The 11,237-nt window shown below is 70.5% G+C and carries 9 protein-coding genes; 6 read left to right on the top strand and 3 right to left on the bottom strand.

The window, feature by feature from the left end:
* From ABVN73_RS01195 to ABVN73_RS01185, 3 genes are all read left to right on the top strand, one after another.
* Positions 1 to 456 (top strand): putative toxin-antitoxin system toxin component, PIN family, encoded by a 456-nt coding sequence (locus ABVN73_RS01195; protein ID WP_353858574.1) that lies wholly within the window; start codon positions 1 to 3, stop codon positions 454 to 456.
* Between the two features lie 162 nt (positions 457 to 618).
* A complete protein-coding gene (locus tag ABVN73_RS01190) occupies positions 619 to 1,050 on the top strand; it encodes a hypothetical protein (protein WP_353858573.1) in 432 nt (143 codons plus the stop codon).
* Between the two features lie 254 nt (positions 1,051 to 1,304).
* Complete coding sequence (locus ABVN73_RS01185; protein WP_353858572.1) at positions 1,305 to 1,880, top strand: DedA family protein; 576 nt, start codon at positions 1,305 to 1,307, stop codon at positions 1,878 to 1,880.
* 108 nt (positions 1,881 to 1,988) lie between these two features.
* On the opposite strand, the gene ABVN73_RS01180 is transcribed toward ABVN73_RS01185, so the two are convergent.
* Genes ABVN73_RS01180 through ABVN73_RS01170 form a run of 3 tightly spaced genes read right to left on the bottom strand, consistent with a single transcriptional unit; the run spans position 1,989 to position 4,270 of the window.
* Positions 1,989 to 3,146 (bottom strand): fused response regulator/phosphatase, encoded by a 1,158-nt coding sequence (locus ABVN73_RS01180; protein WP_353858571.1) that lies wholly within the window; start codon positions 3,144 to 3,146, stop codon positions 1,989 to 1,991.
* Between the two features lie 19 nt (positions 3,147 to 3,165).
* Positions 3,166 to 3,957 carry an ATP-binding protein gene (locus ABVN73_RS01175; protein ID WP_353858570.1) on the bottom strand — a complete coding sequence of 264 codons (792 nt, stop codon included), beginning with the start codon at positions 3,955 to 3,957 and terminating at the stop codon, positions 3,166 to 3,168.
* Positions 3,958 to 3,964: 7 nt separating this feature from the next.
* Positions 3,965 to 4,270, bottom strand: a complete 306-nt coding sequence (locus ABVN73_RS01170) for an STAS domain-containing protein (RefSeq protein ID WP_353858569.1) — start codon at positions 4,268 to 4,270, stop codon at positions 3,965 to 3,967.
* A gap of 237 nt (positions 4,271 to 4,507) precedes the next feature.
* Here ABVN73_RS01170 and ABVN73_RS01165 point away from each other — a divergent pair, with 237 nt between their 5' ends.
* The 3 genes from ABVN73_RS01165 (at position 4,508) to ABVN73_RS01155 (ending at position 11,220) form a co-directional block, all read left to right on the top strand.
* Complete coding sequence (locus ABVN73_RS01165; protein ID WP_353858568.1) at positions 4,508 to 6,829, top strand: PAS-domain containing protein; 2,322 nt, start codon at positions 4,508 to 4,510, stop codon at positions 6,827 to 6,829.
* Between the two features lie 10 nt (positions 6,830 to 6,839).
* The gene (locus ABVN73_RS01160) at positions 6,840 to 9,794 is read left to right on the top strand and encodes an ATP-binding protein (protein ID WP_353858567.1); all 2,955 of its coding nucleotides are present in this window, start codon (positions 6,840 to 6,842) and stop codon (positions 9,792 to 9,794) included.
* Positions 9,795 to 9,879: 85 nt separating this feature from the next.
* Entirely contained in the window at positions 9,880 to 11,220 is a 1,341-nt protein-coding gene (locus tag ABVN73_RS01155) for a DUF1329 domain-containing protein (RefSeq protein WP_353858566.1), read from the top strand.
* Positions 11,221 to 11,237: the final 17 nt, after the last annotated feature.

Here is an 11,237-nt window from a genome sequence, read left to right as displayed (position 1 = left end):
ATGACCGCCAGCCTCCACCACGCCGCCTGCCCCTTCCGGGTCGTTCTGGACACCAACATCCTCGTCGGCTACGCCCTGCTCGGCGCCGAGGTGCCCCGCCGCAGCCTGGCGATCCGGGACAGCGTCGCGGCGGTGCGGGCACGGGGTGCCGCCGTCGTCTCCGACGCCACCCTGGCGGAGCTGCGCGAGGTGCTGATGCGCCCGGACTTCGAGCGCTACCGCCCGGCGGCGGAACGCGCCGCCTTCCTGGCCGCCTTCGCCGCGGAGGCCCGGCGGGTCGAGCCCGCCCCGGTCGAACGGCTGTGCCGCGACCCCGACGACGACATGTTCCTGGCGGTGGCGCTGGCCGCCGACGCCGACTGGCTGGTGACCGTGGACCGGCAGCTTCTGTCGGTGCGCCAGGTGGGCCGCACCCGCATCCTGCGTCCCGAGCGTTTCCTCGACGCGATCGCCTGACTCCGCGTTCCAGGGGGCGTCTGCGTCCCAGGCGTCCGCCCGACACGCATCCGCCCGACACGCGCCCGCCCGAAAAGTTTCCCCTCGACTTCCGGCCTTCGTTCTCTAGAATGAAAAGAGAACACTTCGCAAACTAGCGGTGAACGGATCGCGGGTGACCGGATGAGCACGCAACCTCTCCTGTTCGACAGCCTGCCCGAGACGGAGCGGGCGCGCAAGCCGGCGCGCCGGACCCGCGCCACCACCGTGGCGGCGCCGGTGGCCGTCGACGTGGTGCGGGAGGACGTGCCGTCACCGTCGGCCCCGGCGCCCATGACCCTCGCGCTCGTCCCGCCGCCGCCCGTCCCGATGGCCCCGCGCGCCGACTTCGACCCGGCGGCCCTGACCAACGCGGAGTTGCGGGCGCTGGCGCAGGCCCTGCCCGACCACAAGCTGGCCCATCTGCTGATCGAAGCCGCGCGCGAACTGAAGCGCCGCGCCGCTCCGGGAGCGTGGGAGGAGGAAGAGGGGGAGGACGGCCCGTCCGAACCGAATCCCCTGCTGCTGCGCGCCGCCCGGCAGGCGGTCGGCGAATTGTCGGGGGAGGATGGTTGACCAAGTCACGAACACTGACCGATTCACAGAATACGTGTCCGGAAACAAAATAATCCCCCCGCAATAGACCGTTTCGTACCCCAACTTTGTACGGGTTCCTCCCCCCGATTCGGGAATGATTGCGCGACAAGACACGCACTTATGTGCAATGATGTGTCCGTAGCCTGACCAATGGCCGCGCCTGCGTTTCCGTGGCGCGCCGCCGGCGGTCCGGGACGAAAGGAACGACCCGCGGGGAGGGTGCTTTGGACTGGATGACCTGGCTCCAGGATTGGGGCGATGCCTTCTATCCCCTGGCCTTCATATGGGCCTTCTTCGAAGGCGAGACCTTCGTGATTTTCGGCGGGATGGGCGCGCATCTGGGGATCATCAACCTTTACTGGTTGGTTGCCGCCGTCTGGATCGGCAGTTTCATGGGCGACCAGTGCTATTTCTGGATCGGCCGCAAATGGGGCGCCAAGGCGCTGGCCCGCTTCCCGGCGGCGGAGGCCCGCGCGTCCCGCGTCCTGCATTGGCTGGAGGTGTACGGGGTCGGCTTCATCCTCGCATTCCGCTTCCTTTACGGGGTGCGCAACATCGCCTCGGTCGCCGTCGGCACATCCCGCATGCCCTGGCGCAAATTCCTGTTCTGGAACTTCATCGCCGCGGGCATCTGGGCCTGGAGCTTCGCCGGGGCCGGCTACCTGTTCGGCGAGGCCGCCGCCGCCATCGGCGAGAACGGCCCGAAGATTCTCCTGCTCATCGCGCTGGGCATCGGCGTCACCCTCTTCGCGGTGAAGAGCGTGATGTGGGTCCGCCGCCGCTACGCCGCCTCCGAGACGCAGGCGTAACGGCGCCCCTCCCCCCGAGATTCAGGCGGAAAGGCCGCCGCGGACAACCGCGGCGGCCTTTTCTTGTTTCCCGGTTCTCGTTTCCCGGCTTTTCCCTGTTTCCGGGCTTCACGCCCGGCGGGCGATCCACACGGCGGTCAGGTCGTCGCGCAGCGGCAGGCTGGTGCGGGCGTAGAAGCGCTCCAGCAGCGGCCCCAGCGGGCGGGCGCGGTTGGCGGCGATGGCGTCGCGCAGCAGGCCGGGTACCCCGTCCTGGCCGATCGGCTCGTGGTCCGGGCCGCTGCATTCGATCAGTGCGTCGCTGTAGAGGAACAGGCAGCTTCCGCGCGGCAGGCGCAGGCTGCGGTCGGCGTAGACGGCGCGACGCGACGCGCCCAGCACCAGCCCCGCCGAATCGAGCAGCCGCAGTTCCCCGGCGATCCCCACCACCGGGTTCGGCGCGCCGGCCGAGGCGTAGGTCAGCGTGTCGGTGTGCAGGTCCAGGATGCCGAAGAAGGCCGTGGCGAACTGCCCGACCGGCAGCACCTCCTTCAGCGCCCGGTTCAGCCCGGACAGCCATTCCGACGGCGGCACATGCTGCATGGGGAAGCGGTCGATCAGCGTGTGCAGGCGGAAGGTGTTGATGGCGGCGGTGATGCCGTGCCCGGCGAAATCGACCATCAGGACGGCGACGCGGTGGCTGTCCAGCGGGTAGACGTTCCAGAAATCGCCGCCCAGCTCCGACGACGTTTCGAAATGGGCGTCCAGCACCAGCTCGTACCGCTCGGCGACGGCCTCCAGCTCCTTCGGCTCGGGCAGCAGGGACAGCTGCATCGCCTTGGCGTGCTTCAGCTCCCGCTCCACGCGCGCGCGGAAGTTGGCGAGGTCGGTGAACAGCTTGCGCTTTTCGAGCTGGTGGCGGACGCGGGCGACGCACTCGCCGGGCTTGATCGGCTTGGAGATGAAGTCGCTGCCCCCGGCCTCGAAGCAGCGGACCTGCTCCTCGTCGCTGTCCAGCGCGGTCTCGAAGAGGATCGGCAACTCCTCGTGGGTCAGCCGCTCGCGCAGGCGCCGGCACATTTCCAGCCCGTCCATCACCGGCATGCTGACGTCGAGCAGGACGAGGTCGGGGCGGAAGCTCTCCACCTTGCGCAGCCCCTCCACGCCGTTCTCGGCGACCTCGATCTGGGTCAGCCCGGCGCGGCGGATCATCAGGGCCAGCGACTTCCTGTTGAACTCGTTGTCGTCGACGATCAGGACACGGCTGGCGGCGAGGGAAATGGGCATGCGCGACCCCGCCCGCCCGTCACAGGTCGAACTGCAGCAGGGTGCAGCGCCCGCCGTCGGTCACGTGGATGCGCCGGGCCAGCGCCCGCATGAACACGAAGCCGCGTCCGGAATGGGCGCCGCTGTCGGTGTCCTGCGGCAGGGTCGCGGCGTCGAACCCGTTGCCCTGGTCGACCACCGCGATGGACAGGCTGCCGGCGCCCCAGCGCGCGAAGATGTCGATCCGCCGCTGCCGCACGGCGCCGTCGCCCAGCCGTTCGCGCAACAGCCGGCTGAACAGGCGGTAGCCCTCCGGCTGCTCCTTGGTCGCGCTGGGAATGCCCAGATTGCCGTGGACGATGGCGTTGGCGATGGCCTCGTGCAGGCACAGCTCGATGTTGCCCCGCCGCTCCGGCGTCAGCACGCCGCGCCGGGTCAGCTCGTCGCAGACCAGAACCGCGCATTGCAGGCCGTAGGCCGTGCCGGTCGTCAGCGACAGGTAGAATCCCCGCTCCACCGGCGGGGCGCCCAGCCAGTCGGCGTCGATGGCGCCGGTGCCGTCCTCGCGCTCCGTCAGTTCCACCGTCAGGAAGCGGTTGAGCCCGAAGGCGCCGCGCAGGATGTCCCGGTCGGCCTGGGCCAGCAGGACCGCGGCGGCCACCCGGTCATCGACGGCGTCTTCGGCACCCCCGGCGGCATCGCCCACGCCGAAGCGCGCCGCGACCCGTGCGGCGATGTCCGCCGGCACCCGGTCCCTCATCACGCTGAAGGGGCGTACCGCGCCCGCCGGACCGGGCGGAAGGCTGGTGGAGGAGGCGGAGGGACCGTCCATCGTCCGTTCACCGTTCGATGGTGACGACTTCGCCGATCCGCGCCAGATCGATGGAGCGCAGCACGTCGCCCTGCAGCTTGCGCAGCACCAGCTTGATGTTGCGCTGCTCCGCCTCGTCCTGGAGGATCAGCAGCATGCCGATCCCCGCGGAGTCGATGAAAGTCAGCCCGTCCATGTCCAGGACGACGCGGCGCGCGCCCTCCCCGTTCAGCAGGTCCACGATGTCGGGAAGGCTGTCATGGTCGGTGAATTCCAACCGGCCGCTCAACAGCACCTCGATGGTTTCGGAGGAACGGCGCACCTGGAAATTCATGACATCCTCTTGTGTTGCACCGCGCAAGCGGCTCCCGCGGACAGTAGTGCAAGGCCGATCCCCTCTCAAGCTTCAAGTATACATGCGCTCGAATTAATCGATCATAAGGAGAATTTTCACGCCATTCACACCATAGACGAACCGCGTCCGTTGAGAGTACAACCACCTGACCGGTGAAGGCCGCGGCCCGCCGCCGCTCCGCCCCGGTCACGCGACCCCGCAGCGGGAACCCCTTTCATGACGGTGATCGAGCAGGCGTGGAAAACGGTGCCGACGGTGTCGGCGAAATTCCTGCTGATCCTGATTCCCATCCTGGTCCTGACCACGCTCGGCTTTTCCTCGATCTTCTTCTACGGCAAGTACAAGGATCTGCGCGGCGCCCTGCGCGACCGGATCGAGGCGGTGGCGGAGATCAACGCCGTCGCCCTGTCCTCCAGCCTGTGGGCGGTGGACGTTCCGGCCATCCGCAACATCATCCAGGCGATCTCCGTCAACCGCGAGCTTCGATGCATCGAGGTGGCGGACGAGCTGGCCGACGGCCGCTTCGCGTGGCCGGAGGACGACTGCCGCTCCTTTGCCGGGCGCGAGACGGTGCGCCGTCCGATCCAGGTGCAAAACCGCCGGCTCGGCACGCTGACCCTCCATTTCAGCTACGCCCCGGTGGACGAGCAGATCCGGCAGGAGATGGTCAACACGCTGTGGCTCCTGCTGCTGATGCTGATCGGCACGCTGGTCACCGCCCTGACCGCGCACCGGCTGACCATCGGCGTGCCGCTGGGCCGGCTGATCGCCTCGATCCGCACCGCGGAGCAGGAGCATCTGCGCCAGCCCGTGCACTGGTCGTCGGCCGACGAGCTGGGGCGGGTGATCGCCGCCTACAACGGCATGCTGACCCGGCTGGACGAGGAGGAGGCCGCCCTGCGCCAGAGCGAGGAGCGGCTGGGGCTGGCCATCACCGCCACCCGCTCCTCCGTCTGGGATTACGATCTGCGGACCGGCCAGTACTGGTGGTCGAAGGAGTTTCCGGCCCTGCTCGGCTACGGCCCGGCGGAGCTGGAGATGACCGCGCGGACCTGGGAGTCGCTGATCCACCCGGAGGAGCGGCCGCGCGTCGTCGCGGAATCCCGCAGCCGCGTGCGCGACAAGGACAGCGCCTACGCCACCGTCTACCGCATGCGCCGCCGCGACGGCGGCTGGAGCTGGATCGAGGACCGGGCGACCGCCCTGCGCGACGGCGAGGGAACGGCCGTCCGCCTGACCGGCACCATGTCCGACGTGACGGAGCGCATGCAGGCCGAACGGGATCTGGCGCGCGAACGGAACGTCCTTCAGATCACGCTCGACAACACCGACCAGGGCATCATCATGGTGGACCGCAACCTGCGGGTCGTCATGTCCAACCGCCGCGCCGCGGAGCTTCTCGACGTGCCGGCGGCCTTCCTGGCCGGCAACCCGCTGTTCCCCGAGATCATCCAGCGCCAGCGCGCCCAGGGCGCCTTCGAGGATTTCAGCATCGATCCCGACCTGGAACTGGACGACACCGCCGTGGTTCCCGACCAGCCCTTCGCCTTCAAGCGGCGGCGGCCCGACGGCACGATCATCGAGGTGCGGTCCAACCCCCTGCCGGAGGGCGGCTTCGTCCGCACCTTCACCGACGTGACGGTGGAGGCGCGCTCCGCCGAGGAGGTGTTCCACGCCATGGAGGCGCTGGAGACCGCCTACGCCGACCTCAAGGAAACCCAGGACAGCCTCGTCCAGGCGGAGAAGATGGCCTCGCTCGCCCTGCTGGTGGCTGGCGTCGCGCACGAGATCAACACGCCGGTGGGCATCGCCTACAGCTGCTCCACCCATCTGGCGTCGAAGACGCAGACGCTGACCGAGGCCTTCGCGAAGGGCGCGCTGAAGAAGTCCGACCTCACCGCCTATGTGGCGGCGGCGGGCGAATCCGCGCGCCTGATCGAGCAGAACCTGACCCGCGCGGCGGAGCTGATCCAGAGCTTCAAGCGCGTCGCCGTCGACCAGACCAGCCAGGAGCGCCGCCGCTTCGACCTGCGCTCCTACCTGGACGAGATCATCACCTCGCTGGGGCCGCGCCTGCGCAAGAGCCCGCACCGGATGACCGTCGCCTGCCCGGACGGCATCACCATGGACGGCTACCCCGGCGCGCTCAGCCAGGTCATCACCAATCTGGTCATCAACGCGCTGACCCACGCCTTCCCCGACGGGCGGGAGGGCGCGATGGCGCTGACCGTGGAGGAACTGCCGGACGGCGAGCTGGACATCCGCTTTTCCGACGACGGCGTCGGCATCGCCCCGGACAATCTGCCCAAGGTGTTCGAACCTTTCTTCACGACCAAGCGCGGCACCGGGGGCAGCGGGCTCGGCCTCCACATCGTCTTCAATCTGGTGACGCAATCGCTGGGCGGCCGGATTTCGGTGGAGAGCCCGCGTCCGAACGACCGCCCGGGCGGGGGCACCAGCTTCCTCCTGCGGATTCCCCTGACGGCGCCGCGGATGGCCGGCGCCGCCGGGATGGACCCGGCAACCGACGCAGCATGACGGACGCATCATGACCGACGAGCTGATGGTGCCCGACACCGATCCCAACCCGGACGACGAAATCCTGTTCGCCGACGAGGAGGATGGAGACCGGGAGGAGACCCCGCCCTGGCCCGTCCTGGTGGTGGACGACGAGGACGACGTCCATGCCATGACCGCCCTCCTGCTCGACGACGTGGAGTTCCAAGGGCGCCGGCTGGAGCTGATCGGCTGCCGCTCCGCCGCCGAGGCGCGCGCCCTGCTGAGCCACCGGCGGGACATCGCCGTCATCCTGCTCGACGTGGTGATGGAGGAGGACGATGCCGGGCTGACGCTGGTCCGCTGGGTGCGCGGCGCTCTCGGCAACCTCGACGTCCGCATCATCCTGCGCACCGGCCAGCCGGGACAGGCGCCGCAGCGCGACGTGATCGTCGGCTGCGACATCAACGACTACAAGTCGAAGGCCGACCTGTCGGCGGAGGGGCTGTTCACCGCGGTGATCGCGGCGCTGCGCGCCTACGACCAGATCCGCTCCATCGAGACCAAGGTGGCCGAGCGCACGCAGGAGCTGCGGCAGAGCCGCGAGCAGATGCGCGCCATCCTGGAATCGAGCCCGGTCGGTGTCTGCGCCTACACCCATGACGGCGTGCTGGTGATGTGCAACGACCGGCTGGTCCATCTGCTGGGCGTGCCGAAGGAGCGGCTGGTCGGGGTCTCCATCGCCGATCTGTTCATCGAGCCGGACAACACCGAGGCGCACGAGACGCACTGGACCTTCTTCCGCCGCTCGCTGCGCGACGCCGAGGTGCGGGTGCGGCGGGCCGACGGCTCGACCTTCTGGGTGCTGGTGTCGGTGGACCCCATGCGGCTCGACGGCCGGCCGGTCCATCTCGCCTGGGTCTACGACATCACCCGGCGCAAGCTTGCCGAGCACCAGATGGAACGCGCCAAGGAACAGGCCGAACAGACGACCGCCGCCAAGTCCGCCTTCCTCGCCACCATGAGCCACGAGATCCGCACCCCGATGAACGGCGTGCTGGGCATGCTGGAGCTGCTGGAGCGCACGCCGCTGGACGGCGGGCAGCGCGACACCGTGGCGACCATGCGCGAATCGGCGACCTCGCTGCTGCGGATCATCGACGACATCCTCGACTTCTCGAAGATCGAGGCCGGCAAGATGGACCTGGAGCAGGTGCCCGTCTCCATCCCCGCCCTGGTCGAGGGGGTGGCCGACACGCTGGCCCCGGCGGCGCGGGCCAAGGGGCTGGCGCTGCTGACCTACGTGGACCCGGCGCTGCCGCCGGCGCTGACCGGCGACCCGGTGCGGCTGCGCCAGATCCTGTTCAACCTGTGCGGTAACGCCATCAAATTCACCGAGCGCGGGCGAATCGTTGTGCAGGCCACCCTGGCGGCCGGGGCCGGCACCGACACCCGGACCGCCACCCGGCTGCGCATCGAGGTGGCGGACACCGGCATCGGCATCGCCGAGACGGCGCGCCGCCAGCTCTTCCAGCCCTTCACCCAGGCGGAAAGCTCGACCGCCCGGCGCTTCGGCGGCACCGGGCTGGGCCTGTCGATCAGCCGGCGGCTGGTCGCGCTGATGGGCGGAACGATCGGGGTGGACAGCGCGCCGGGGGTGGGCTCGACCTTCTGGGTCGAGCTGACGCTCGACAGCGCGGCCGCCCACGCCCCGGCCGAAGCCGCCGCGGCGCCGGCCTCCCCGGCGGCGGCGGAGCCGGACCTTGCCGGGCTGACCGTCCTGGTTGGCCTGCCGGAGACAGCGGAGCGCCGGATCGTCGCCGACTATCTGGAGGCCGCCGGGGCGCGGGTGCTGGCCGCCGGGGAGCCGGGGGCCCTGGCCGAACAGGCGCGGACGGCCTGCGAAGCCAGCGGCGCCTTGAACGTCGTGGTGGTCGACGAGGCGCTGCACACCCCGGCCGCCGCCCAGGCGCCGCAGCTGCTGGGCCGCCGCGCCGGCGAAGCGCGGGTGCCGACGGTGCTGTTGCAGGACCCGGCGGCCGGCGGCGGGCAGCCCGCCGACGGGGCGATCCCGGTGAGCCGCCCGGTCCGCCGCGCCGCGCTGGTGCGCGCCGTCACGGTGGCCGCCGGGCGCGCCCTGGCGGACGCCGCACCCGGCGAAGGCCCGCCCCCCGCCACACCCTGCGCAACGCCCTGCGCCCCGGCCACGCCGAGTCCCGAGCGGGCCATCGCCGAGGCGGAGGCCCGCGGGCGGCTGATCCTGGTGGCGGAGGACAACGCCATCAACCGCAAGGTCCTGCAGATGCAGCTCACCGCGCTGGGCCACACGGCGGAGCTGACCACCGGCGGCGCGGAGGCCCTGGCCGCTCTGGGACGGCGGCGCTACGCCCTGCTGCTGACCGACATCCAGATGCCCGAGTTGGACGGGTTCGCGCTGACGCGCCGCATCCGCGCGGCGGAGCGCGCCACCGGCGCCCATCTGCCGATCGTCGCCCTGACCGCCAACGCCGCCCCGGCGGACATCGAGAGCTACTTCGCCGCCGGCATGGACGACGCGCTGAGCAAGCCGCTGGATCTGGTCAAGCTCGACGCCGTTCTGTCGCGCTTCCTGCCGCCCACGGACAGCGACGCGGTGGCGCCGGGTCCACCTTCGCCGCCGCCGGAGAGTCCCGCGATCGACCGCGACGCGCTGCGCCGGCTCTGCGCCGGCGACCGGGCGCTGATGGACGAGTTGCTGAACGACTTCGTCGGCATCAGCCGTCACATCACGGACGAGGTCGCCGCCGCCGTCGCCGCGCGCAACGCAACGGCGATCCGCGCCGGCGCCCACAATCTGAAAGGCTGCGCCCGCAACGCCGGCGCGAAACCGCTCGGCGACGCGGCGCAGGCGCTGGAGCAGGCGGTGAGGCAGGACGCCCCTTGGGACCGGGTGACCGCGCTCGCCGAAGCGCTGGAACAGGCGATGCGGGAGGTCGAGCGCGCCCTCGCCACGGCAGCGGCGCCCTGACCCCCCACTTGAACGCCCTTTGTCCGTTCGAACCGGCGCCCGATTGGGGTATCGTCCCCGCGACCCGCCACGCCGCGAGACGCGCATGAACCGCCGCCAGTTCTCCAGCCTTCTGCTCTCCCTGCCGGTGCTTCCCTACGCCGCCCCGATCGCCGCGCAGGAGAAGGTCCCGGCCCTGGGGGAGGAGCTGACTCCCTTCGGCGCGGTGCGCGGCGCCAGCCGGACGCGGGCCATTCCGGCCTGGAAGGGCGGGCTGACCCGAGCCCCCGACGGCTGGAAGCCGGGCACGCCCCTGCCCGACCCCTACGACGAGGACGGGCGCTGGTTCACCGTGGGGCCGGCGGACATCGACCGCTACAAGGTCCGCCTGTCCGGCGGCCTGCAGGAGATGCTGACCAAGTACCCGTCCTTCGAGATCCCGGTCTTCCCCAGCCGCCGCAGCGCCGCCGCGCCGCAGCGCGTCTACGACGAATCGATCGCGAACGCCAAGCGCGCCAGGCTGGGCGAGAACGGTCTGGCGCTGAGCGGGGCGCAGGTGGGCGTGCCCTTCCCCATCCCGGCCAACGGCGTGCAGGCGATGTGGAACCACATCCTGCGCTGGCGCGGCACCTCCTTCAGCCGCACCGGCGCCACCGTCCTGCCGGAGGCCGGCGGAATCCACACCGCGGCGGTCTACCGCGAGGACTGGCAGTCCAGCTACGCCGCCGGGATCGACGGCGGGCGGCCCTTCCACTACCGCCGCACCACCCTGATGCCCAAGGCGGAGGCCGGGACGACCCTGCTGCTGCACGGCACGCTGAACCCGATCCAGTCCGGCTTCGCCGCCTGGTTCCGCCAGGGCGAGGGCGGCAAGCCCGTCCGCGCGCCGGATTTCGTCTACGACACGCCGGACCCGGCCAGCGGCGGAATCCGCACCGCCGATATGCTGGACATGTTCAGCGGCCCGCTCGACCGCTTCGATTTCGCGCTGGTGACGCGGCGGGAGATGTATGTGCCTTACAACGCCAGCCGGATGAACACGCCCAATCTGGCGCCGGTGGATTTCCTGTGGCTGGGCCACCCCAACCCGCAGTTCCTGCGCTACGAGATGCACCGGGTCTGGATCGTCGAGGCGCGGGTGAAGCCCAACTTCCGCCACGCCTTGCCGGAGCGCACCTATTATCTGGACGAGGACACCTGGCAGATCGTCATGGCCGACCATTACGACGCCAAGGGCGATCTCGTCCGCTACGCCGAAGCGCACGGCGTCGCCTATCCCCAGGTGCCCGTCTTCGCCCCGGCGCTGGAGATCACCTACAACCTCACCGGCGACCGCTATGTGGTGAGCGGCCTCGACAACCAGCTCGCCCCGCCGGACTTCGCCAAGACCCTGCGGCCCGAGGACTTCGCCCCCGACACGCTGGAGCGCAAGCGGCGGCGCTGGTGACGCCGGCGGGGGATGGA

Origin of the sequence: Azospirillum formosense (assembly GCF_040500525.1) — a bacterium.
In the GTDB taxonomy this organism is placed as follows: Bacteria; Pseudomonadota; Alphaproteobacteria; order Azospirillales; family Azospirillaceae; genus Azospirillum; species Azospirillum formosense_A.
The sequence above is the reverse complement of the archived record's forward strand: the minus strand, read 5'-3'. Positions and strand labels throughout refer to the sequence as shown.